Source organism: Streptomonospora alba, assembly GCF_000826685.1.
GTDB classification, from domain to species: domain Bacteria; phylum Actinomycetota; class Actinomycetes; order Streptosporangiales; family Streptosporangiaceae; genus Streptomonospora; species Streptomonospora alba.
This window is the reverse complement of the sequence record NZ_JROO01000016.1, coordinates 90,855-112,864: the sequence shown is the minus strand read 5'-3', so window position 1 is coordinate 112,864 and position 22,010 is coordinate 90,855. Positions and strand designations below refer to the sequence as shown.

The window sequence follows — 22,010 nt, the reverse complement described above, 5'->3', positions numbered from 1 at the left end:
CGGGACGCGCGGCTACATCTCCTCGTGGACGTCCGGGTCGCCGCCGAACAGGCGCCCGTCGTCCTTGGCCAGCCCACTGATCGCCGCGACCTCGGCGTCGGTGAGTTCGAAGCCGAACAGGTCGAGGTTCTCCTGCTGCCGCTGCGGGTTCGCCGACTTCGGAATGGGCAGCGCCCCGAGCTGCAGCTGCCAGCGCAGGATCACCTGCGCCGGCGTGGCGCCGTGCGCGGCCGCGGCTTCGGCCACCGGCCGCTCGGCGAACGGGGCGCTGTTCTTGCCCAACGGACTCCACGACTGCGTCCGGATTCCGAGTCCGGCGTCGACCCGGCGCATCGCGGCCTGCGGGAAGTACGGGTGCAGCTCGATCTGGTTGACCGCGGGGGTGACCCCGCTGTCGTCGATGACGGCGCGCAGGTGCTGCTCGGTGAAGTTGCTGACGCCGATGGACCGCACCAGGCCCCGCTCGCGGGCGTCGACCAAGGCGCGCCACGCTTCGACGTATTTGCCGACACTCGGATTGGGCCAGTGGATCAGGCACAGATCGATGTAGTCGGACCCGAGCCTGCGCAGGGACTCCTCGACCGACTTCACGGCCAGGGAGTACTCGTGGTATCGGCCGGGGATCTTCGTGGTGATGCGCACGTCCTCCCGAGCCACGCCGGATGCGCGCACCGCCTGACCGACCGCCTCCTCGTTGCCGTAGTTGACGGCAGTGTCGAGCAGCCGGTAGCCGCTTTCCAGGGCGGCCCGCATCGCCGCCACCCCTTCTTCGCCGCGCAGCGAAACCGTGCCGAAACCCACTACGGGCAGAGAGTTTCCGTCGTTCAGTTCGTAAGAATCGACTCCACGCATCCGCCCAGCCTAGCCCGATCTTCGAGGGCGTCCGCTCATGTGCCGCCCGGCTCGGTGCGGGCGCGTGCTGCACCGCGTCCGGAAGCGCCGCGGAGCGGGCGGGTGAGGAGGAGTACGCCGCCGTGCGGGAGCGTGGGCCCTCTCGGTGCACCCGGCAGGGTTCGAGCCGGCGGCCGCGGGATCAGAAATCCCGGGTCCAGGCGTACCAGGGGCCGTGCAGGTGCTCGTAGGAGTCGTCGGCCGTGCCTGGCGGCGTGCCGCCGGGGCGGTAGGCGAAGCCCCGGTCCCTCAGGAACCCCGCGTCCTCGACCAGGAACCGGGCGCCGCCGTCGTCGAGGTGCTCGGCCCGGTGCACGCTGTAGGGACCGAATCGTGCGGGCGCCTCGGCACGGGGGTCGGCGGCGTAGGCGGCGACCGCGGACTCCGCCAGGGCGGTGCCCGCGCGCACGGCCGCTCCGGTCTGGGTGAGCGCCAACGTGGCCGCCATGATCCCCAGCACCAGTGTCCACCGTGCCCAGGGGTGCCACCACGGCGCGGGCCGCCGCACGCCGAACACGGGCTGCATGACCGCCTTGATACCCACGGCCACCAGCACGAGCGCCCAGCCCGCCGTCGTCGCGAGGACCGGAAGGAGGTAACCCCCGGGGACCGAGTACGCCCACATGCTGAACAGCGCGTTGGCGGCGGCGAGGACACCGACGATCCGGCCCGGCGGCCCGGCGAACCAGCGGCGGAACCGGGAATCGCCGGCTGTCCCGCCCGGCGTGAACGCGTCCTTGCGGGCGTCGACCACGGTCTCCGTCCTCCTTCTGCCGCAGGCTTTCCGGAGCGGCAAGCCTGCCACACGCCGAAGGCGGGCCGCGCCGAGCCCCGCGGCGGCGGGTGCGGGAGCCCCCGGAGCCCCCCACCCGCCGCCGCGGGGCGGCGCCGCCTCAGGCCGGCGTGATACGCACCCGCCGGGTAGCGGCGGCGGCCTCGACACGCAGTCCCTCGGCGGTCTCGACCGCCTCGGCCGCGCCCTCCACCGCCGCTGCGGCGGAGGCACCCACCGCCAGCACGCTCCACGCGGGCACTGCCTCGGCCTCGGCCTCGACCACAACCGCGCCGCCGTCGCGCCGGGTGGTGAACACCGCGGCGGGCGAACCGTCGGCGGCCGGTACCGCGGTGCGCACCGGGTCGGTGCCCCCGCCCGGGTAGACGCACAGCGTCACCCCGTCGGCGAAGTCGTAGTCGGGCCGCTCCTGCACCGCGCCCATCGGCAGCACCGCTCCGGGCCGCACCAGCAGGGGCAGCGAGTCGAAGCCGTGCTTCTCCCGCCGCCAGGCGGGCCCCCGCACCGCCTCGCCGGTGAGCAGGTGGCGCCAGTCGCCCTCGGGGACGTAGTACTCGACCTCGCCGTCGTCGGAGAAGACCGGCGCCACCAGCAGGTCGGAGCCGAGCATGTACTGGGTGTCCAGGTGGTGGCAGGTCGGGTCGTGGGGGAACTCCAGCAGCATCGCCCGCATCACCGGCACGCCCCGCTCGTGGGCCTGCACCGCCGCGCCGAACAGGTAGGGCATCAGCCGGTGCTTGAGGCGGGTGAACGTGCGGGCGATCTCGCCGGCCTCCTCGTCGAAGGCCCACGGGACCCGGTAGGACCCGCTGCCGTGCAGCCTGCTGTGCGAGGAGAGCAGCCCGAAGGCCAGCCACCGCTTGAACAGCCCGGCGTCGGGCGTGCCCTCGAAACCGCCGATGTCGTGGCTCCAGTACCCGAATCCCGACAGCCCCAGCGACAGCCCGCCGCGCAGGTTCTCGGCCATGGCCCCGTAGGTGGAGGCGCAGTCGCCGCCCCAGTGGACCGGGAAGGACTGGCCGCCTGCGGTCGCCGACCGCGCGAAGACCACCGCCTCGTTCTCACCGCGCTCCTCGCGCAGCAGGTCGAACACCGTGCCGTTGAAGAGGTGGGTGTAGTAGTTGTGCATGCCCTGGGGGTCCGAGCCGTCGGACCAGACCACGTCGGTGGGGATGCGCTCGCCGAAGTCGGTCTTGAAGCAGTCCACGCCCATGTCCAGCAGCGCGCGCAGCTTGCCGGCGAACCACGCGCGCGCCGCCGGGCTGGTGAAGTCCACCAGCGCCATGCCCGCCTGCCACATGTCCCATTGCCACACGCCGCCGTCGGGCCGGCGCACCAGGTGGCCCAACCGCCTGCCCTCCTCGAACAGCTCCGAGCGCTGGGCGATGTAGGGGTTGATCCACACGCACACCCGCAGCCCGCGCTGCTTGAGCCGGGCCAGCATGCCCTCGGGGTCGGGGAACCGATCGGGGTCCCACCGCAGGTCGCACCAGTGGAACTCGCGCATCCAGAAGCAGTCGAAGTGGAAGACGCTCAGCGGGATGCCGCGCTCGGCCATGCCGTCGACGAAGCCGGTCACCGTCTGCTCGTCGTAGTCGGTGGTGAAGGAGGTCGACAGCCACAGCCCGAACGACCACGGCGGCACCAGCGCCGGGCGCCCGGTCAGCGCGGTGTAGCGCTCCAGGATCTCCTTGGGGGTGGAGCCCTCGATCACGTAGTAGCGCAGCGCCTGGTCGTCGACGCTGAACTGCACCGCTCCCACCGACTCCGAACCGACCTCGAAGGAGACCGGGCCGGTGTGGTCGACGAAGACTCCGTAGCCCCGGTTGGTCAGGTAGAACGGAACGTTCTTGTAGGCCTGCTCGCTGCTGGTGCCGCCGTCGGCCTGCCAGATGTCGACGGGCTGGCCGTTGCGTACCAGCGGCGTGAAGCGCTCGCCCAGGCCGTAGACCAGTTCGCGCACCCCCAGCGACAGCTGCGTCAGCATGTGGTGCGAGCCGTCGGACATCTCGGCGAACCCGGTGCCGCGGTCGGCCACCGAGGTCAGGGTGCGCCCGCGTGCGCGGAAGTCCATCCGCCACGGGCCTTCGGTGTCCACCCGAAGCGACAGGTCTCCGCTGGACAGCTCCACCGCCGAGCCGTCCCGCCGCGTGCGGGGTGCGGCGGCGGGATCGGCCCGCACGTCGAAAGCGGGAGCGGGGCGGACGGAGCCGGCCAGGTGCGTGGTCTGCACCCCGATCACGCCGGGGGCCGGCGACCAGGCCTCCACCGTCAGCAGCGGCGTGTTGAGGGTGTCGCCGCGGTGGGTGATCCTGCGTACGGGGGCGTAGAGGGTGATGCTGTCGTTCTCGACGCGGACGTCGCGGGCCTCGCGCGCATAGTGGGCGCGGACGCCCTCCCGGGTCTGCCAGAACCCGTCGGTGAACTTCATCAAGGGGCCTTCGTGTCGTCGTGAGTCGTCATAGGCGGACGGCTGCGTGGGGGAGCGGTCGCCGGCTGCCGGCGGAGCGCGAAGGCGCGCCGGGGCGGGGCCCGTGCGTCTCGGGAGCGGGGCGGACTCACTTGATCGAGCCGCCCGAGATCCCCGCCGCCACGTAGCGCTGGGCGAGGACCAGCAGCACGGCCGCGGGGATGGAGGACAGCGTCGCCACCGCCATCACCGCGCCCCAGTCGCCCACGTGCGCGCCGAGGTACTCGTAGATCCCCAGCGTCACCGGCTTGACCGCGTCGGTGGTGTTGAGCGTGAGCGCGAACAGGAAGTCGCTCCAGGCGAAGAGGAACGTGAACAGGCCACCGGTGATCAGCGCGTTGCGGCTCATCGGCAGCGCGATCCTGAGCATCACCAGCCACCGGCCCGCCCCGTCGACCATCCCGGCTTCCAGGACCTCCTCGGGGATGGAGACCATGAACGCGCGCAGCAGGATGATGGTGAACGGCAGCCCCAGCGACGCGTCGGCCAGGATCAGGCCCAGGTAGGAGTTGACCAGGTTCAGTTCCACATAGGCGTTGTAGAGCGCGTTGGCCACCACGATGCCGGGCACCATCTGGGTGATCAGCGTGCCGAAGACGACGGCGCGCCCACCGGGCAGCCGGAACCGGGCCAGCGCGTAGGCGGCGGGCGCGGCCAGCGCCAGACACACCGCGACCGCGCCCAGCGCGACCAGGATGCTGGTCAGCAGGTTGTCGGCCTGGGAGCTCCAGGCGCGGCCGAAGTTGCCCAGGTCCAGGGTCTGGGGGACCCAGCGCACCTCGGCGAGGGCCGCCTCCGGCTGCAGCGCGGTGTTGACCATCCAGTACAGCGGGAACAGCAGTACGGCCAGGATCGCCGTGCCTGCGGCGGCGCTGAGGTAGTCCGGCCGCTTGGCGCGCGTCGTCCGCGCGCCCCGGTCGGCGGCGGTGCTCGTGGTGCTGCTCATCGGGTCACCCCCTCGCGGTTGGCCCGCAGGTAGATCACCGCGAAGACCATGCTGACCAGGATCAGGACGTTGCCGACCACGGCGCCCTGGCCGAAGTCGAGTTGCAGGAACGACAGCTGGTAGGTGTGCGTGCCCAGCGTCTCGGTGGCGTGGGCCGGGCCGCCGTTGGTCAGCGCCAGGATCAGATCCAGGATCTTGACCGTGGACATGAAGCCCAGCACCAGCACCACGGTGACCACCGGCTTGAGCATCGGCAGGGTCACGCTGAAGAACCGGCGGAAGAAGCCCGCGCCGTCCAGCACCGCCGCCTCCCGGATCTCCCTGGGGATCTCCTGCAGGCCGCCGTAGAGGATGACCATGTTGAACGGGATCCCGATCCAGATGTTGACCAGGACCACCGACAGCAGCGCGAAGTCGGGGCTGCTCAGCCAGGGGATCGCGGAGTCGGTCAGTTGCAGGCCCTGCAGCGCACCGTTGAGCACGCCGGTCTCCTGGTCCAGCACGCGCCGCCAGAGCGTGCCCGCCACCACCATGGGGATCAGCCAGGGCAGCAGAAGCAGCGAGCGCATCAGGCCCGACAGCGGGAAACGGCGCTGGAAGAACAGTGCCAGCGCCATGCCCACCACGAACTGCCCGGCCAGCGAGCCGAGCGTGAACAGCAGGGTGTGCCACAGCGAAGCGGCGAACAGTTCGTCGCTCAACACCGCCCGCCAGTTGTCCAGGCCGGTGAAAGGCGCCTCGCCGGTGAAGTAGGTGGCCGGGGTGTAGCTCTGGAAGCTCATCACCGCGTTGCGCACCAGCGGGAAGCTGAAGAACATCAGCATGTACAGCACGGCCGGAACGACGAACAGCCACTGGGAGACGACGCGGCGGCGCTCGGCGCCGGGGCGGCTGCTCCGGGAGCGTTCGGCGTTCTCGGTTCCGGTCGCGTGCGCGGATTCGCGGACGGTGGTCGTCATGGCCGGCTCCTCAGCTCCTGCTCGACCTGGGACTGCGCCCGCGTCAGCGCCTGCTCGGGCGTGGCCTCACCGGTCAGTGCGGCCTGCACGGCCGTGCCGATGGCCTGGGAGTAGACGCTGTAGTCGGTGCCCACGTGCTCGGTGCGGCTGCGCGCCGTCTCGACCTGGTCGGCGAAGGCCGCCAGCTTGGGCACCTCCTGGCGGTACTCCTCGGCCGCCTGCGGCGCGACCGGGACGTTGTTGGCCTTGGTGGACCACTCCAGCTGCGCGTCGGGCGCGGTCAGGCACTTCACCAGCTCGCCGGCGATCTCCTCGCGCTCGGGGTTCTCGGAGTCGACCGGCACGGTGAACGTGGTGCCGCCGATGGGCGCGACAGGGTCGGCGCCCTCTTCGGGCACCGGCACCTCGACCACGCCCCAGTCGACGTCGGGGTGTTCGTCCAGGACCGGCTTCTGCCAGGGGCCGTTGATCATCATGGCGGCGTTGCCCGCGATGAACTGGTCGTTGACGTCGGCCTGGGTCCAGTTCACCGCCGAGCGCGAGGCCGAGCCGTCCTCGATCAGCGAGGACACGAACTCCAGCGCCTCCACCGCTTCGGGCTCGTCCAGCCGGCGCTCGTCGCCGCCGTTGGACCACAGCCAGGGCAGGAACTGGTAGACGCCGTCCTCGGTGGACAGCGCGCTGATCGCCAGACCGTAGCGGTCGCCCTCGGTCAGCGCCGCCGCCGTCTCGCGCAGCTCGTCCCAGGTCTGGGGCGGCTCGACGCCCTCCTCGGCCAGGACGTCCTTGTTGTAGAACAGGCCCAGCGAGTTCACCGAGCGCGCCGCGCCGTAGTAGGTGCCGTCGTAACCGCCGAAGGAGCGGGCCCCTTCAGACAGCTCGTCGGGCGGCATGCCCAGCTCGGCCAGCGGCACCAGGCCGCCCGGGGCGGCGAACTGGGGCATGTCCGAGCCGTCGAGCACCAGCACGTCGGGCAGTGAATGCGAGGAGGCCATGCGCAGTGCCTTGGGCACAAGCTGATCGGCCGGCACGCTGAGCTGGCGCACCTCGACGCCCGCCTGGGCGCCGCATTCGGCCATCACCTCGTCGTCCCAGCTGTGGTAGGGCTCGTCGGTGCTGGAGTTCATGATCGTGTAGACGTTCGGATCGGGTTCGGCGGCGCAGCCGGCGCATACCAGCGCCAGGGCGGCTGCCGCCGCTGCCGCGCCCCGGGGCGGGCGCTTAGGGCGGTCTCTCATGGAATCTCCGGCAGAGGGCGGACGCGCGGCCCGCACTGCTGCAGGGTCGAGGGTTGGGGGTCGGGGGTGGGAGTCAGGGGGCGGGGGCCACCGTTGCGCCCCGGATGAGGCGCGGCGGGATCAGCGTGTGCGGCGCGCGGCCGCCGTCGCCGTCGTCAAAGGGACCGGGATCGCCGACCCTCGCGATGGCCTCGACGGCCAGCCGGGTCGCGGCCGCCGACATCTGCTCGACGGGCAGCTCGATGCGGGTGACATCGAGACCGCCCAGGTCTTCGGGGAAGTTGCCGATCGCCACCAGCGACACGTCGCGCGGCACCTCGATCCCGCGTGCGGCCAGGTGGCGCAGGATGCCCGGGATCGCCGGGGGGTGCTGGACCGCGAGCGCGGTGGGCGGAGCGTCGGAGTCGAAGCGGGCGTCCAGCCGCCGGTACAGCTCGACGGGGTCGTCGCTGGAGTGGCAGACGTCGACGGCGACTCCCGACTCGGCGGCGGCGCGTTCGGCGCCGCGGATACCGCGCACCGAGTAGGTGCGGCCGCTGCCGACGTCCTCCTCGACCGTGGCCAGGTAGAGCATGCGGCGGTGGCCGGCCTCGCGCAGGGCGCGGACCGAGGACACCACCGATTCCTCCCAGTCCAGGTCGCACCAGGGGGCGGCGGACTCGTCGTCGGGGTGGCCCATGAGCGCGACGGGGAAGTCCAGCGAGCGCATGGCCGCGACCCGGGGGTCCTCCATCTCCACCCCCATGAGCACAGCGGCGTCGGCGAAGCGGCCGCGCGCGGCCCGCTCCAGCCCGGCGCCCCGGTCGTCCTCGCCGGGCGGGGTCACCAGCAGAACCAGGTAGCCGTGCCGCCCTGCCGCCTCGCTGAGTCCGTACATGAACCGCCCGCCCACGGGCAGGTAGCCGTGTCCTGACAGCGGCAGCGCGAGAGCCAGGACGTCGGTGCGGGTGCTGCGCAGCGACCGCGCCCCGGCGTTGGGGTGGTAGCCCAGCTCCTCGACGGCGGCCTGTACCGCCGTGCGGGTATCGGCGGAGATCTTCCGCGACCCGCTGAGCACATAGGACACAGTGCTGGGCGCCACCCCCGCCGCCCGGGCGACGTCCTTGATCGTGGCCATGTCCCGCCTCCTCGCTGCATCGTCGAATCGATTCGACAACCGCTCGCACGAGCCCGATGTCGAATCGATTCACCACCGCGGAATGCTAGAGGTCATAGCCCCCTGTGGCAAGCGGCACAGTCGTGGAGGGTGGGGGAGGGGCGCGGGGCGGGCGGCCCGGGGGGTTCACGCTCGCTTGAGCGAGCCGGTCGGCAGTCGGCGGCGAATCGCCCCGATCGCGATAGGATTCCGCGACGGGCCGGTTCGGGGGGTTTCGCGCGATGATCCGCGAGAGAAGAGAAGAAGATCTCGATCGGCTGTGCGCTGTCCTGGAATCCATGGACCGCCCCTCGGGGATTCCAGAGGACCTCAGCGGATGGCTCGAAGAGTACGACGCGGAGCTGTCCTGGGTTTTCGATATGGCGCCGGTGAGGGTGGCGCCGACGAAGAACGTGGTCGCACATGTCCAGGTGTACGGCCCTGCCGACGGTCCAGCCACAGCCCGGATGGCCGAGTGCACAGGGAGACCCCCCGGTGAGCTGCTGGCCATCGGGAAGCACTTCGTGAAGCCCGGCACCTATGAGTGGAACATCGGAAGGTACCTCTTGAGGGAATCCGTCACGTACATCCGGAGCCGGGGGAGGATCCCGGTCCTGGACCTCCACAGGGACGGGTTCCTTTCGAAGGAGTTCTACGAGAAGTTCGGGTTTCACGAGGCGGATTCGGGCGATCCGGGCGTCACTCCGATGGTCTACACCGGGTGACCCTGCTGTATCGCCCCGCGAGGCACCTCTCGACGACTCTCCCCTTCAGCGCTCCGAAGGCGCCCCGGCACCCTTAACGCACCCCTGACGGTCGAACGCCCGTGCGGCCCTGGTCGGGCCTGCCCGCAGGGCGGGAGCATGGCCGCAGGGCGCCGTCGGCGTGAGCCTCCGGATGGAGCGGGCTCTGCGGCGCCGCGAGGAGGAGTGCGTGATGGACGTGGTCACCCTGGACGCCGTTGCGGCGGGGATGGAGGGCGCCGTCGGCGGCAAGGCCGCCGGGCTGGGCGCGATGATCGCCCGGGGCGAGCGCGTCCCGCCGGGATTCTGCCTGACCACCGACTCCTTCACGGCCGGCGAGATCCCCGAGGACGCTCTGCTGGCGGCCTACCGCGACCTCGGCGGCGGGCCGGTCGCGGTGCGTTCCAGCGCCACCTCCGAGGACCTGCCCGAGGCGAGCTTCGCGGGGCAGCAGGAGACCTACCTCGACGTCGAGGGCGAGCGCGAGCTGGTGCAGGCGGTGCGGCGCTGCTGGGAGTCGCTGGAGACCGACCGCGCCCGCGCCTACCGCGAGGCCAACCTGCCGCCCGGCGCCGAAGCCCGCATGGCCGTGGTCGTGCAGCGCATGGTCGACGCCGCGAGCGCCGGGGTGCTGTTCACCGCCGACCCCACCACCGGCAGCCGCTCCCGCACCGTCGTCGACGCCGCACGCGGCCTGGGCACCGCCGTTGTCGACGGCAGCACCATCCCCGACCACTACGTCCTGGACGCCGACGGCGTCGCCGAGGCCCCCGACGACGGGTGCCTGTCGGCCGCGCAGGTGGAGGAGCTGCGCGCGGCCGGGGAGCGTCTGCAGCGCGCCTTCGGCGCGCCCCAGGACGTGGAGTGGGCCTACGACGGCGACGGCGTCCTGTGGCTGCTCCAGTCGCGCCCGATCACCGCGCTCTTCCCGCTGCCTTCCGCCCCTCGGCGTCCCGAACCCCGCCTGTACTTGGAGGTCGGCAACATCCAGGGCATGGTGCGGCCGTTCACCCCGATCGGCATGTCGCTGCTGGAGCAGGCCCTCGACCGGATGTTCGCGGTGGCGCGCCTGGATGACAGCGTCCGCGACGTCTTCGACATGGCCCCCATCGGCGGCCGGCTCTTCAGCGACGTCACCGGGTTGATGCGCAACCGGTGGACCGGCCCCAACCTGGCCGAGAGCATGGAGGTCTACGGCCCGCGCGTGCAGGCCGCCGTGCGGCGCATGCTGGAGGACCCCCGCTTCTCCGCCGATCGCGGTTCCGCGCCGCTGCCCGCGGCGGCGCTGCTGCGGCTGGCCCTGCGGTACGGGCCGCCGACCGTGCTCGCCTCCGCCGACGTCCTCGCCCGCCCGGAGGCGGCGCGCGCCCGCGCGGCCGAGGGCGTCGCGCAGCTCCGCCGGCACCGGGGACCGGGCCCCTCGGCCGACGCCTCCCAACGGCTGCGCTACATCGGCGAGGACGGCTTCGCCCGGATCTACGGTCCCGAGATCTTCAAGGCGGCGATGCCGACGATGGTCGGCGTGGTCCTGCCCCAGATCCTCCCCGCGCTGCTCAAGGGCATCGCCACAGCCGAGGAGGCGACCGCTGTACTGGCCGGTGCGCCGCACAACGTCACCACCGAGATGGACCTGGAGCTGTGGCGGCTGGCCGAGGGCGCCGCCGAGCACCGCGACCTGCTGACCGGCACCGACCCGGCCGAGTTGGCCGCGCGCTACCACGCCGGGACGCTGCCCGACATCGGTCTGGAGGGATTCCTCGACCGCTACGGCCACCGCGCCGGCGGGGAGATCGACATCGGCCTTCCGCGCTGGTCGGAGGACCCCGCGCCGCTGTTCGCCACCATCGCGAACTACCTGCGCCTGGACGACCCCGACCAGGCCCCGCCGCGGCGCTTCGCGCGCGCCGCCGCCAGGGCCGAGGCCGCCGTCACCGACCTGTCGCGGCGCGCCGTCGGCGCCCGTCCTGTGCGCGGGCGCGTGGCCGCGTTCCTGATGCGCCGCACCCGGGAGCTGGCGGGCATGCGGGAGTTGACGAAGTTCGCCTGGCTGATCCCCTACGCCGAGATGCGCCGGCAGCTGCTGCTGGCCGGCGCGGAGTTGGCCGAGCGCGGGCTGCTGGAGGCCGCGGAGGACATCGTGTTCCTCGGCCTCGACGAGGCCCGCGCCGCCGCCGACCGCGGCGTCGACCAGCGCGACCTCGTCGCCGAGCGCAAGGCCGTCCACACCCGCGAGCTGCGCCGCCGCCACGTCCCGGCCGCGCTGCTGTCCGACGGCACCGACGTCGAGGCGCTGGCCCCGCCGCTGCCCGCCTCCGAAGGGACGCTGACCGGGTCACCGGCCGCGACTGGCAAGGCCACCGGGCGCGCCCGTGTGGTCGTCGACCCCGCGGGCGCCCGGATCGAACCGGGCGAGATCCTGGTGGCCCCGACCACCGACCCCGGGTGGACCCCGCTGTTCATGACGGCCGGCGGCCTGGTCACCGAAACCGGGTCGGTGGTCGCCCACGGGCCCACGGTGGCCCGCGAGTACGGCATCCCGGCCGTGATCTGCCTCCCGCGGGCCACCGAGACGATCTCCACGGGCGATCTGATCACGATCGACGGCGGCACCGGTCGCGTGGTCTTCGAGCCGGAGGGGTGACGGGCGGCCGCTCGCCCGGCAGGCGCTTATCCGGTCAGTCGGTCGTCTTTGAGGGCGGCGATGAAGGCGTTCCAGGAGGCGGCGGGGAAGGAAAGGTGGCCCAGTTCCCGGTTCCGGGTGTCGCGGACGTGGACCTGGTGTCTGGTGTCAGCGACTTCGACGCAGTCGCCTCCTTGGTTTCCGCTGTAGCTGCTCTTGCGCCAGCCGGAATCATTGAGTTTCATTCTCGTATTTTTCCTTGTACTGGCGAATGAATTCGCCGGACTCGTCTGGGGGGAGCGCAGCCGAGCGTAGTGCACCGAAGCGCAATGCACATTGCGAGACTTCGTCGCTGTCGGTGATCACCTGGCCGGTTCCCGGAACTTCCGCGTAGGCCACGGTCTCGCCGTTGCTCATGTCCAACACCTTGAACGCGCCGTCCATCGCTGCGTGTGCGCCCTGTGCGAAGGGAAGGACCTGAAGTCGGATGAAGGGCATAGCGGCGATCTCCAAGAGGCGACCGAGCTGCTCGGTCATGATCTCAGCCGACCCCACCGGGCGGCGGAGTACCCCCTCGTCGATCACGACCCACAGCAGCGGAGGATGCTTGCGCTGGAGCAACGTCTGCCGCTCAAGTCGAACTGCAAGCAGTCGGCTGTTCTCTTCTTCTGCTTTGGGCGGCCAGCCGGCACCGAGGACGGCGCGAGCATAATCCTTCGTTTGGAAGAGGCCGGGGACAGCTTGGAGTTGGAAGTCGTGGATGGCCCGGGCTTCTGCCTCCAAGTCGATGAATTTCTTGAACCAATGCGGATACGCGTCCTGGGCACCCGGCCACAGCCGAGCGAGCGTGCCGTTGGCCCTGAGTACCTGGTCGGCCTTCTCGGCGAACTCTTTCCGCGGAGACCGCTCCGCGCGCTCGATCGCCCCCAGCATCTGGTGCGACACCAAAGTGGCTTTGGCGAGTTCGCGCTGGGACATGTCGGCCGATCGCCGCAACCTGTGCAGTTCGCTGCCGAACTGTACGAGCGCTGCCCGCTCCGCCATCTGCGCATCCTGGCTCATGGCTACAGTTGACCACTTATTACTACACCGCGCCACCTGTTTCCACAAGAAACTGCACGCCATGGCCATACAAGGACGGACCCAAGATTGAGTGGCACTGTGGCCATCTGAAGTCGGCAGCTGAAGTCGAGCACCCGCCTCAGACACAAGCGGCCCTGGCCAGTGCGGAATCACTGACCAGGGCCTTAGCCCACGACCTGAAACAGCAGGTGAGGACTCATGTCCAACGCTATCGCCCCCGAACCCCGACTTTCACGGCGCTTCCGGCTGCGGCGGTGCGCATTCCGGTTCGACGGCCGGACGCACTGCGTCAAGGCGGCGCGGACGTGGCTCGACGCCCGGATGAAGGTCGCCGGCGTTCCCCCGGAAACCGCCGACACGGCCGCGCTGCTGCTGTCCGAACTCGCCACGAACGCCGTGCTCCACACGCCCAGCGGGGACGTCGGCGGGCGGTTCGCCGTCCGGGCGTACTTCCTCCCCGGGCGGCTGCGCGTGGAGGTTCGCGACGAGGGCGGCCTCCTGAGCCCGCTGCCGCCCACCGCGTCGGCTCCCGACCCCGACGCCGAGCACGGGCGCGGGCTGCTTCTGGTCGCGACGCTCGCCCAGCGGTGGGGCCGTTTCACGTCCGGGCGGGGACCGGGGATGTACTTCGAGCTGCGCTGGGCTGCCGCCCCCGCCGCCTCGGCGCTGCCGCGCCGCGAGGAGGTGCGGCCATGACCCCCGCCGCGCACACGGCCGCCCTGACAGCGCACCCCGCGATCGCCCCGGAGGAGCGTGCGGCGGCCGCCCATCCACTGGCGCGGCTGCGCCGGGCGTACCGTCCCTACGGCTGGACCGTCTGGTACGGCGCCGCCACCGGTCAGTACTGGGCCGCCCACACCGCGGCCATGGTGCTGGTGTGCGGCGACGGCGAGGCCGAGCTGGCCGCGGCGATCACCCGCTTCCGGCCGAACCGGCCGCCTTCACCTCCGGCCGCCGTCCCCGCCCGGTGCCGCATGCCCTCCCGCATCCCGCCGAACGTGCCCTCGCCCCGCCGGTGGCCGGGCGCGGGCTGACCGTCGGCCCGCGGAGTCGTCGTCGGCGGCGCCGGTCGTGGACGGGGGAGTGGCCGGTACGGTGTGCACGCGGTCGTGCAGCTCGGCGCCGAGCGCCTCGGTGACAACCACGACCGCTCCCACCTCCTCGCAGTGCCCGAGCAGCGCCTCGGCGCCTACCCGACTGCGCAGCGGCCGCTACTTGGCGACGAACGGCACCAGCGCGGAGTTCACCTCCGCTGCGTGGGTCCACAGCAGCCCGTGCGGGGCGCCGTCGACCTCGACGTACTCCGCCTCGGGCAGTGCCTGGCGGAAGCGGCGGCCGGTGGCGTCGACGGGCAGGATCTGGTCGCCGCTGCCGTGCAGGATCAGCACGGGCTTCCCGCATGCCCGCACCGCCTCGACGTCGCCGCGGAAGTCCTCGATCCAGGCGGAGACGACAGCGTAGGCGGCCACCGGCGCGCTGGAGACCGCGGTGTTCCAGTTGGCGTCGACGACCTCCTGGCTGATCCGGGAGCCCAGGGTCTCGTCGAGGTTGTAGAAGTTCCGGAAGAACTGCGTGTACCAGGCGTAGCGGTCAGACCGCGCGGCCTGCTCGATCCCCTCGAAGACCTCGCGCGGCACCCCGCCGGGGTTGTCGTCGGCCTGGACGAGGTAGGGCTCCAAAGACGCGAGGAAGGCCAGTTTGGCGACCCGGTCGGCGCCGTAGCGGTTGACGTAGCGGGCCAGCTCTCCCGTGCCCATGGAGAACCCGACCAGGACGACGTCGGTCAGGTCGAGGGTCTCCAGAACGGTGTTCAGGTCGGCGGCGAACGTGTCGTAGTCGTAGCCGGTGCCGACCTTGCTGGAGCCGCCGAAGCCGCGCCGGTCGTAGGTGATGACGCGGTACCCCGCCGCGATCAGCTCGCGGGCCTGCAGCTCCCAGGAGGAGCCGTCCAGCGGGTAGCCGTGGATGAGCACCACGGGCTGCCCGGAGCCGTGGTCCTCGTAGTAGAGCTCGATGGTGCTGCTGTTCTCCTGGCCGACGGTGATGAACGACAAGGCGGTCTCCCTGGAAGCAGGGGAGAACGATCGTTCTCCCTCTACCCGAAACAGTAGTCCTCGCGGGCGAGGACGCACAGCCCTCCGCCCCGGCGGCAGCGCTGCGAGCCCGGAGCCGACCGCGGAGTTCGTCGCGGCGGCGCTGCTGCGCTTCCTGCACCTGCTCGCGGTGTTCGCGGGCCTGGTGCTGATGTTCACCCCCTCGGCCGGCGCCCACTTCCGCGCCGACAACCGGGCGCCGGGGGTGGGTGCGGCCGTGCTGCGTAGCGCGGTTGCGGGCTCCGCGGTCCGAGTCGGCATTCGGATTCGCCCGCGGAACGCCCCTTGACACTCTCCCGGCTGCGGGGCAATATCGAGAAAATATTTTCAGCCAACCGACCCGTTCAACGACGACAGGTAATGTTAGCGCTAACAATCGAATAGGAAATCCCCGGGACGAGTGTGCCTAACGCGCACTGCGCCCCGGGAGGAATGGCGATCGTCGTCGCGGATTCTCATCGCCTGCGCGGTCTGGCGACCCCGCCCTCGGTTCGCCGGATTCTTGTCGCCCTTTTTCGCGCACCGTCCATTACACACCGTCGGAACCGCGTTCCGCTCCGCGCTCGCCGCTGCTGTACACGGCCGCAGCGGAGGCCGCGGTCCCCGACCCCGACCGAATCCCCCGCAGCCGCCGGAGCCCCCGCCGGCGGTACACCCCCTCGGAGGAGACTTGCGAGCGAACCGAAGGAGACCGGCGGGCACCGCGTGTGCGCTGCTCGCCGGCCTGCTGTGCGTCGTGCCGACGGCGGTCCCCGCCTCGGCCGCGACCGATTACGGCATCGACATCGACACCTCCGCCACCGGCCCGCAGATCAGCGACCGGATGTACGGAATCTTCCTCGAAGACATCAACCACGCGGCCGACGGCGGGCTCTACGCCGAACTGGTGCAGAACCGCTCCTTCGAATACAGCACCGCCGACAACGAGAACTACACGCCCATGACCGCCTGGGAGGAGGTCGCCATCGGAAACGCCCCGGGCAACGCCGAAGTCGTGAACGACGACGGCCGGCTCCACGAGCGGAACCGCAATTACCTCCATCTGGCTCTGCCCGCCGACGGCGGCGAATACGGCGTGGTCAACAGCGGATACTCGACCGGAATCACCGTCGCCGAAGGAAAGAAGTACGACTTCTCGGTGTGGGCCAAGGCGCCCGGAAACGCCGCGGCGCCCCTGACCGTCCGCTTGCGCGATGCCCAGGGCGAGCCCCTCGCCGAGCAGCTGAGGATCGAAACCGACAAGGGCGGCTGGACCCGGTACACCGGCACGCTGACCGCGACCTCCTCCAGCACCACCGGTCGGCTGTCGGTCACCGGCAGCGGCGGGGGATCGCTGAGCCTGGACATGGTCTCGCTGTTCCCGCGCGACACCTTCAAGGGCCGCGACAACGGCCTGCGCGCCGACATCGCCGAGAAGATCGCCGCGCTCGACCCCGGTTTCGCCCGCTTCCCCGGCGGCTGCCTGGTCAACACCGGAAGCCACGAGGCCTACGAAGGCCCCGACTGGCCGCGCGAGCGCTCCTACCAGTGGAAGGACACGGTCGGCCCGGTCGAGGAGCGTGCGACCAACCACAACTTCTGGGGCTACAACCAGTCCTACGGCCTGGGCTACTACGAGTACTTCCAGTTCGCCGAGGACCTCGGCGCCATGCCGCTGCCGGTCGTGCCCGCCCTGGTCACCGGCTGCGGCGAGGACGAGGCCACCGACGACCCCGAGCTGCTGCAGCGCCACATCCAGGACACCCTGGACCTGATCGAGTTCGCCAACGGGCCGGCGGACTCCGAATGGGGCGGCGTGCGTGCCGAGATGGGCCACCCCGAGCCGTTCGGCCTGACCCACGTGCAGGTCGGCAACGAGGAGAACCTGCCCGACGCGTTCTTCGACAGGTTCCTGCGGTTCCGCGACGCCATCGAGGAGGAGTATCCCGGCATCACCGTGGTCGGCAACTCCGGTCCGTCCTCCGGCGGCACCGTCTTCGAGCGCGCCTGGGACCTCAACCGCGAGCACGGCGTGGCCATGGTCGACGAGCACTACTACAACTCGCCCGAGTGGTTCCTGGCCAACAACGACCGTTACGACTCCTACGACCGCGAGGGCCCCGACGTCTACCTGGGCGAGTTCGCCTCGCAGGGCAACCGGTTCTCCAACGCTCTGGCGGAGGCCGCCTACATGACCGGGCTGGAGCGCAACGCCGACGTGGTCAAGATGGCCTCCTACGCCCCGCTGCTCGCCGCCGAGTGGGACACCCAGTGGACCCCCGACCTGATCTGGTTCGACAACAGCACCAGCTGGGGTTCGGCCAACTACGAGGTGCAGCGGCTCTTCTCCGCCAACACCGGCGACCGTGTGGTGCCCAGCACCGCCACCGGCACTCCCGGTGTCGGCGGGCCGATCACCGGCGCAGTGGGGCTGTCCACCTGGAACACCAGCGCCGAGTACGACGACGTCCGCGTGACCTCCGCCGACGGCGAGACGCTGCTGGCCGACGACTTCTCCTCCGGCGCCGACCAGTGGTCCCACACCACCGACGCCGGGAACTGGGCCGTCGAGGACGGCGCCTACGTGCAGACCGAGACCTCCGGCGAGAACACCATGGTCACCGCCGGAGACTCCGACTGGAACGACTACGACCTGGAGGTGACCGCCACCAAGCGCGAAGGCGCCGAGGGCTTCCTCGTCGGGTTCGGAGTCCAGGGGACCGGGGACTACTACTGGTGGAACCTCGGCGGCTGGAACAACACCCAGTCCGCGGTGGAACGCGCCTCCGACGGCGCGAAGAGCCTCGTCGTCGCCGACGACACCACCGTGGAGGCCGGCCGCGCCTACGACGTCCGCATCGAGGTGCGCGGCCGCGAGGTCACCCTCTACCTCGACGGCGAGGAGTGGAACAGCTTCACCGCGCCCACACCCGAGCCGTTCCGCCAGGTGGTCGCACGCGACGAGCAGACCGGCGAACTCATGGTCAAGGTCGTCAACGCCCAGGACGAAGCGGCCCGGACGTCGGTCGACCTCGGCTCGGCCCGGGTGGAGCCCACCGCCGAGGCGACCGTCCTGCAGGCCGACCCGGGAGCCCGGAACACGGCGGCCGACCGGCCCGTCAGCCCGGAGACCTCCACGGTCGAGGGCGTGGACAGCACCTTCACCCACACCTTCCCGGCGCACTCGATCACCTTCATGCGCCTGACACCGCAGGACTGAGTCCACCGACCCCGCTCGCCGGGCACCGGGCAGGAGCCGGTGCCCGGCGAGCGGCCCGTCCCGGCGCCGCGGACATCGAGGACGCCCCGGCGCCCGCCCGCCACGGCACTCAGCCGCCGTGGCTCCGGGGGCGCGCGGCCATCGCCTCGACGCCCGCCATGAGCAGGTCGAGGCCGAAGTCGTAGGAGGAATCCGGGTCCTCGCACGCGCTCAGGGGGGCGGCCGCCTCGACGAGGTGCGGATAGCGCGCGGGCGGCAGCGACTCCAGGAAGGCCCGGGCGCGCCTGCGCTCGTCCGCGGTGTCGTCGGGTGCTTCCGGCGCCGCGCCTGCGCGCACTCGGACGACGAGGTCGGTGACGGTGCTCAGCGCGTGTCGGGCGATCTGGGTCGCTTCGGCCGGTGAGAAGCCCGCGTACCGGAGGACGGCGAGCATGGCCTCGATCGTGCGCAGGCTGCTCTCGGAGGCGGTGCTGCGCGTAGCGAGCAGGGGAGCGGCGGCGGGGTGGTCGCGCAGCACCGCGACCATCGCCTCCAGCAGCGTTCGCAGCTGCCGCTGCCACGCCTCGGAGGAGGCCACCGCCGGGTCGATCTTCTCGTAGAGCCGGTCGACCATGCCGTCCAGCAGTTCGCCTTTGCTGCGGAAGTGCCAGTACAGCGCCATGGGGGTGACCCCGAGCTCCTGCGCCAGCCGGCGGATCGTCACCGCCTCCAAACCCGCCGAATCGGCGAGCGCGAGCGCTCCCTCGGCCACCGCCCGAGGTGTGAGCGCCGTCCGGTCCGCTGCGTCTGTGCGCTTGCGCTGAGCCATCGATTGACGATCGTACAGCGTACAGTCTAGCGTTCGAATTGTACTAAGTACATGTACGGTGTTCTTAGGGAGGGCGTGGACAGGACGATGGACATGAGCCTGAAGAGATGGTTCTACCGGGGCGGGCGCCCCAACCGCGCGGCGCGCGCGATCGACGGGTGGACCGCCGCGCTCTACGCGCGGGGAATCGCCCCGGACCGCCTGGTCGTACTGGAGGTCGCCGGCAGGCGCACGGGCAGGACCGCCACGACGCCGCTGGTGATGGCCGCGGTGGACGGCGAGCGCCACCTGGTGTCGATGCTGGGCGAAGGATCGAACTGGGTGCGCAACGTCCGAGCGGCCGGCGGCGCCGCGGTGCTGCGCCACGGCCGCCGCGAGGAGGTGCTCCTCGAAGAGATCGCAGCGGAGCACCGCGCGCCGGTGCTGAAGGCCTATCTGCGGCGGGCGCCCAACGCCCGAGCGCACCTGCCCGTCGGCCCGGACGCGCCGCTGGCGGAGTTCGCACACGTGGCCCACCGGTTCCCCGTGTTCCGCGTAACGGCCCCGCCTGCAAGGGCGGCTGCCGGCGGCGAACCGTAAAACAGGAATCCGATACCGCCCATGACCCGAGTTCCGGAGCTCGGCGCTTCCGGGAATCGGCGAATCCGCGCACGGTACGACCGCCCGTGGTTCGTTCAATCTCCGAACGCGGGTGAAAACCTGAGCCCTGCCTTCGCCTTGATCTATCGCGCGGATTTCACCGCTGTGGCGCCCGGGGGCGGTGGAAACCGCGCGATAGGCGGCGGGCGGTCGGGCCGGTGAGCGCGGCTCAGGAGGCGGTGTCGCCGGCTACCGAGGTGAGGTAGGCGTCGGTGCTGTCGGCGTCCATGAACCAGTGCTGGAAGTCGGTGGGGTCGGTGTAGCCCTTGGCGAACCGGTAGGCGACCGTGTCGTTACGGGCCGCGGTGGCCAGGACGCGCTGGACGTGGTCCGGCAGCGGGCCCAGCATCATGTTGGTGAAGTCGGTGACGTGGCGCGCGTAGGACCAGTAGGCCTCGAAGGTCTGCTGCATCCACTGCGGGTCGAAGGGCCGGTCGCCGCGCTCCAGGATGGCCCGGTGGTAGATGTCGGCGCAGTGCGCGGCGTTGTTCGCCCCTTGGCCGGTCACCGGGTCGTTGGCGACGACGACGTCGGCCATGCCCAACACGTGGGAGGTGGCCGAGAGCCGCCCGACCGGCTGGCGTACCACCGGAGCGTAGCCGCCGACGAGGGTGCTGCGCTCGTCGGTGGGCTGGGCGTCCACGGCGCGCTCGTACTCCCAGGGAACGTAGCGCCGCATCAGCTCCAGGGTGCGTTCGAGGTGCGCCTCGGGGCCGGGGCGGTCGTCCCAGCAGTCCAACGGCCCGCCGGGAACCGCCTCCCACAGCAGGATGTCGGCGTGGCCCGTGGTGGTCATGCCCGGCATGAAGAACAGCTCGCCGATGCCGGGGAACGCGGCAATGCGCACGTGGTGCTCGGGGTAGTCGGGCCGCGGCGTCATGCCGCGCACGTAGATGCAGGAGAGCTTGCGCTGCAGTGTGTCGTAGGGGGAGCGGGAGGCGTCGCGCTCGAAGACGTCGACCAGGTCGCCCTTGCCCGCGGCGATGACGGTCAGGTCGTAGAGCGCCGTCAGCCCCTCCAGCTCGGAGGTCATGGCGCCGTGGTAGACGACCTCGCCGCCGCGCTTCTCGAACAGCTCCAGCCAGCCCGCCATCTTCACCCGCTGGTCGACCGACTGCGCGTAGGAGTCCCAGCGGCCGACGAAGCCGAACGCGATGTCGCCGGGCGGGTCCGATACGGTCACGCGCTGGGCGACGATCCGCGGAGCCTGGTCCTCCCACAGGTTGAGGCCGTGCCGGCGCTCGACGTCCAGGGCCGGATAGAACATGCACTGGGTCGACATGACACGACCGCTGCGGATCTCCTCGGGGGTCCGCGCCGACATGACGGTGACCTCGTAGCCCGCGTTCTGCAGGCTCAACGCGAGTTGGAGTCCGGCCTGTCCGGCGCCGACGATGAGGATTCTGCGCATTGCCGCCTCTCTTGGTTCCCTGGATACGGCTGGTGTGGACTAATGCACGGCGCGCCGGTCCTCGGCCCGGCCCTGCCGCGGGGGAGCGGTGCGGCGCATCGTGTGGGTCAGCGAGGCCGTGAGCGTCTCCACCACCGACCGCCGGTCCCGCGCGTCGCAGGCCACCATCGGCACGTCGGGGGAGAGCTGGAGCGCATCGCGCACATCGGCCGGGTCGTGGCTCTGCTCGCCGTCGAAGAGGTTCACGGCGACGATGAAGGGGACGTCGGAGTCGTTCTCGAAGTAGTTGACCGCGGCGAAGGACACGTCCAGCCGGCGGGTGTCGACGAGGACGACGGCCGCGCTGGCGCCGCGGCACAGGTCGTCCCACATCGGCCAGAAGCGTGCCTGTCCGGGAGTGCCGAAGAGGTACAGCACGAGGTCCTCGGACATGGTGATGCGGCCGAAGTCCATCGCGACGGTCGTCGTCATCTTCCCGTCTCCGCCGGTCTCGGGATCGACGGTGCGGGAGGCCTGGGTCAGCCATGCCTCGGTGTTGACCGGCGGGATCTCCGACACAGCACCGACCATGGTGGTCTTCCCGGTGCCGAATCCGCCGGCGACGACGATCTTGGCCGAGGCCAGCTGCGGCGTCCGGTCAGGCGAGTTCGTAAAGCCCATCGATGACTCTCTTCAGCAACCGGGGGTCGTAGGGGGAGGAGTAGGCGTCGGGGTTGACGATCAGCCGCTCTCGGGCGGCCATGTCGCCGATGAGCACACGTGTGACCCCCAGTGACACCCCGCAGTGCGCCGACAGCTCGGCGACCGACTGCACCGCCGAGCGCGCGCGCTCGTACAGGGCGCGGGCCTCGGGCGGCAGCCGCTGCGAATAACCGGGATCGTAGTCGGGCACCGCGATCAGGGTGTGGACGAACAGGCGGTGTCGCGTGCGGGTGCGTCCGCCGGTCAGAACATAGGGGCGCACCCATGGATTGACCGTCAT

The 22,010-nt window shown here is 71.1% G+C and carries 20 protein-coding genes; 6 read left to right on the top strand and 14 right to left on the bottom strand.

The features are described from left to right. Positions 1-12: 12 nt before the first annotated feature. The 7 genes from LP52_RS09695 to LP52_RS09665 all read right to left on the bottom strand — a co-directional run bounded on the left by LP52_RS09695 (position 13) and on the right by LP52_RS09665 (position 8,414). Positions 13-852: an aldo/keto reductase gene (locus LP52_RS09695; RefSeq protein WP_040272578.1), complete on the bottom strand. Its 840-nt coding sequence runs from the start codon at positions 850-852 to the stop codon at positions 13-15. Positions 853-1,033: 181 nt separating this feature from the next. Further along, positions 1,034-1,645 carry a hypothetical protein gene (locus tag LP52_RS09690; protein ID WP_040272577.1) on the bottom strand — a complete coding sequence of 204 codons (612 nt, stop codon included), beginning with the start codon at positions 1,643-1,645 and terminating at the stop codon, positions 1,034-1,036. A 139-nt stretch (positions 1,646-1,784) separates the two neighbouring features. Further along, positions 1,785-4,115 (bottom strand): alpha-xylosidase, encoded by a 2,331-nt coding sequence (yicI, locus tag LP52_RS09685; protein WP_040272576.1) that lies wholly within the window; start codon positions 4,113-4,115, stop codon positions 1,785-1,787. A 127-nt stretch (positions 4,116-4,242) separates the two neighbouring features. Beyond that, positions 4,243-5,100: a carbohydrate ABC transporter permease gene (locus LP52_RS09680; protein WP_040272574.1), complete on the bottom strand. Its 858-nt coding sequence runs from the start codon at positions 5,098-5,100 to the stop codon at positions 4,243-4,245. Further along, positions 5,097-6,059 (bottom strand): carbohydrate ABC transporter permease, encoded by a 963-nt coding sequence (locus LP52_RS09675; protein WP_040272572.1) that lies wholly within the window; start codon positions 6,057-6,059, stop codon positions 5,097-5,099. Before LP52_RS09675 ends, LP52_RS09680 begins: the two co-directional genes overlap by 4 nt. After that, on the bottom strand, positions 6,056-7,297 hold the full coding sequence (locus tag LP52_RS09670) for a sugar ABC transporter substrate-binding protein (RefSeq protein ID WP_040272570.1): 1,242 nt from the start codon (positions 7,295-7,297) through the stop codon (positions 6,056-6,058). The genes LP52_RS09675 and LP52_RS09670 overlap by 4 nt, the downstream gene beginning before the upstream one ends. 73 nt (positions 7,298-7,370) lie before the next feature. Continuing rightward, positions 7,371-8,414, bottom strand: coding sequence for a LacI family DNA-binding transcriptional regulator (locus LP52_RS09665; RefSeq protein ID WP_040272568.1), 1,044 nt, complete (start codon positions 8,412-8,414; stop codon positions 7,371-7,373). 260 nt (positions 8,415-8,674) lie between these two features. Between LP52_RS09665 and LP52_RS09660 the strand changes: the two genes are divergently transcribed. Continuing rightward, entirely contained in the window at positions 8,675-9,157 is a 483-nt protein-coding gene (locus tag LP52_RS09660; protein ID WP_040272566.1) for an N-acetyltransferase, read from the top strand. A gap of 211 nt (positions 9,158-9,368) precedes the next feature. After that, entirely contained in the window at positions 9,369-11,816 is a 2,448-nt protein-coding gene (locus LP52_RS09655) for a PEP/pyruvate-binding domain-containing protein (RefSeq protein WP_040272621.1), read from the top strand. Between the two features lie 26 nt (positions 11,817-11,842). Here the strand turns inward: LP52_RS09655 and LP52_RS09650 are convergent, their stop codons facing one another. Next, positions 11,843-12,040 (bottom strand): DUF397 domain-containing protein, encoded by a 198-nt coding sequence (locus LP52_RS09650; RefSeq protein ID WP_040272564.1) that lies wholly within the window; start codon positions 12,038-12,040, stop codon positions 11,843-11,845. Beyond that, entirely contained in the window at positions 12,027-12,857 is an 831-nt protein-coding gene (locus LP52_RS09645) for a helix-turn-helix domain-containing protein (RefSeq protein ID WP_238580814.1), read from the bottom strand. The genes LP52_RS09650 and LP52_RS09645 overlap by 14 nt, the downstream gene beginning before the upstream one ends. A gap of 219 nt (positions 12,858-13,076) precedes the next feature. Between LP52_RS09645 and LP52_RS09640 the strand changes: the two genes are divergently transcribed. Both LP52_RS09640 and LP52_RS09635 read left to right on the top strand, forming a co-directional pair. Beyond that, positions 13,077-13,574 (top strand): ATP-binding protein, encoded by a 498-nt coding sequence (locus LP52_RS09640; RefSeq protein ID WP_040272562.1) that lies wholly within the window; start codon positions 13,077-13,079, stop codon positions 13,572-13,574. Beyond that, a complete protein-coding gene (locus LP52_RS09635; protein ID WP_238580813.1) occupies positions 13,571-13,912 on the top strand; it encodes a hypothetical protein in 342 nt (113 codons plus the stop codon). The genes LP52_RS09640 and LP52_RS09635 overlap by 4 nt, the downstream gene beginning before the upstream one ends. A gap of 177 nt (positions 13,913-14,089) precedes the next feature. On the opposite strand, the gene LP52_RS09630 is transcribed toward LP52_RS09635, so the two are convergent. Then, a complete protein-coding gene (locus tag LP52_RS09630) occupies positions 14,090-14,932 on the bottom strand; it encodes an alpha/beta fold hydrolase (RefSeq protein WP_040272561.1) in 843 nt (280 codons plus the stop codon). A 709-nt stretch (positions 14,933-15,641) separates the two neighbouring features. On the opposite strand from LP52_RS09630, the gene LP52_RS09625 reads away from it, so the two are divergent. Next, the gene (locus LP52_RS09625; protein ID WP_040272559.1) at positions 15,642-18,170 is read left to right on the top strand and encodes an alpha-L-arabinofuranosidase C-terminal domain-containing protein; all 2,529 of its coding nucleotides are present in this window, start codon (positions 15,642-15,644) and stop codon (positions 18,168-18,170) included. Positions 18,171-18,279: 109 nt separating this feature from the next. Here the strand turns inward: LP52_RS09625 and LP52_RS09620 are convergent, their stop codons facing one another. Continuing rightward, complete coding sequence (locus tag LP52_RS09620) at positions 18,280-18,978, bottom strand: TetR/AcrR family transcriptional regulator C-terminal domain-containing protein (RefSeq protein WP_040272558.1); 699 nt, start codon at positions 18,976-18,978, stop codon at positions 18,280-18,282. Between the two features lie 93 nt (positions 18,979-19,071). On the opposite strand from LP52_RS09620, the gene LP52_RS09615 reads away from it, so the two are divergent. Next, positions 19,072-19,557 carry a nitroreductase/quinone reductase family protein gene (locus tag LP52_RS09615; protein WP_040272615.1) on the top strand — a complete coding sequence of 162 codons (486 nt, stop codon included), beginning with the start codon at positions 19,072-19,074 and terminating at the stop codon, positions 19,555-19,557. Between the two features lie 229 nt (positions 19,558-19,786). On the opposite strand, the gene LP52_RS09610 is transcribed toward LP52_RS09615, so the two are convergent. Genes LP52_RS09610 through LP52_RS09600 form a run of 3 tightly spaced genes read right to left on the bottom strand, consistent with a single transcriptional unit; the run spans position 19,787 to position 22,010 of the window. Beyond that, on the bottom strand, positions 19,787-21,028 hold the full coding sequence (locus LP52_RS09610; protein WP_040272556.1) for a styrene monooxygenase/indole monooxygenase family protein: 1,242 nt from the start codon (positions 21,026-21,028) through the stop codon (positions 19,787-19,789). Positions 21,029-21,067: 39 nt separating this feature from the next. Continuing rightward, positions 21,068-21,688: a GTP-binding protein gene (locus LP52_RS09605; RefSeq protein ID WP_193789973.1), complete on the bottom strand. Its 621-nt coding sequence runs from the start codon at positions 21,686-21,688 to the stop codon at positions 21,068-21,070. Next, complete coding sequence (locus LP52_RS09600) at positions 21,666-22,010, bottom strand: DUF742 domain-containing protein (protein WP_040272555.1); 345 nt, start codon at positions 22,008-22,010, stop codon at positions 21,666-21,668. Before LP52_RS09600 ends, LP52_RS09605 begins: the two co-directional genes overlap by 23 nt.

What these genes read in the sequence shown, in the direction of transcription:
- LP52_RS09695 (WP_040272578.1), bottom strand. Translation starts at nt 852, where the DNA reads ATGCGTGGAGTCGATTCTTACGAACTGAACGACGGAAACTCTCTGCCC.
- yicI (WP_040272576.1), bottom strand. Translation starts at nt 4,115, where the DNA reads ATGAAGTTCACCGACGGGTTCTGGCAGACCCGGGAGGGCGTCCGCGCC.
- LP52_RS09680 (WP_040272574.1), bottom strand. Translation starts at nt 5,100, where the DNA reads ATGAGCAGCACCACGAGCACCGCCGCCGACCGGGGCGCGCGGACGACG.
- LP52_RS09675 (WP_040272572.1), bottom strand. Translation starts at nt 6,059, where the DNA reads ATGACGACCACCGTCCGCGAATCCGCGCACGCGACCGGAACCGAGAAC.
- LP52_RS09670 (WP_040272570.1), bottom strand. Translation starts at nt 7,297, where the DNA reads ATGAGAGACCGCCCTAAGCGCCCGCCCCGGGGCGCGGCAGCGGCGGCA.
- LP52_RS09665 (WP_040272568.1), bottom strand. Translation starts at nt 8,414, where the DNA reads ATGGCCACGATCAAGGACGTCGCCCGGGCGGCGGGGGTGGCGCCCAGC.
- LP52_RS09660 (WP_040272566.1), top strand. Translation starts at nt 8,675, where the DNA reads ATGATCCGCGAGAGAAGAGAAGAAGATCTCGATCGGCTGTGCGCTGTC.
- LP52_RS09655 (WP_040272621.1), top strand. Translation starts at nt 9,369, where the DNA reads ATGGACGTGGTCACCCTGGACGCCGTTGCGGCGGGGATGGAGGGCGCC.
- LP52_RS09650 (WP_040272564.1), bottom strand. Translation starts at nt 12,040, where the DNA reads ATGAAACTCAATGATTCCGGCTGGCGCAAGAGCAGCTACAGCGGAAAC.
- LP52_RS09645 (WP_238580814.1), bottom strand. Translation starts at nt 12,857, where the DNA reads ATGAGCCAGGATGCGCAGATGGCGGAGCGGGCAGCGCTCGTACAGTTC.
- LP52_RS09640 (WP_040272562.1), top strand. Translation starts at nt 13,077, where the DNA reads ATGTCCAACGCTATCGCCCCCGAACCCCGACTTTCACGGCGCTTCCGG.
- LP52_RS09635 (WP_238580813.1), top strand. Translation starts at nt 13,571, where the DNA reads ATGACCCCCGCCGCGCACACGGCCGCCCTGACAGCGCACCCCGCGATC.
- LP52_RS09620 (WP_040272558.1), bottom strand. Translation starts at nt 18,978, where the DNA reads ATGGCTCAGCGCAAGCGCACAGACGCAGCGGACCGGACGGCGCTCACA.
- LP52_RS09615 (WP_040272615.1), top strand. Translation starts at nt 19,072, where the DNA reads ATGAGCCTGAAGAGATGGTTCTACCGGGGCGGGCGCCCCAACCGCGCG.
- LP52_RS09610 (WP_040272556.1), bottom strand. Translation starts at nt 21,028, where the DNA reads ATGCGCAGAATCCTCATCGTCGGCGCCGGACAGGCCGGACTCCAACTC.
- LP52_RS09605 (WP_193789973.1), bottom strand. Translation starts at nt 21,688, where the DNA reads ATGGGCTTTACGAACTCGCCTGACCGGACGCCGCAGCTGGCCTCGGCC.
- LP52_RS09600 (WP_040272555.1), bottom strand. Translation starts at nt 22,010, where the DNA reads ATGACGGTCAATCCATGGGTGCGCCCCTATGTTCTGACCGGCGGACGC.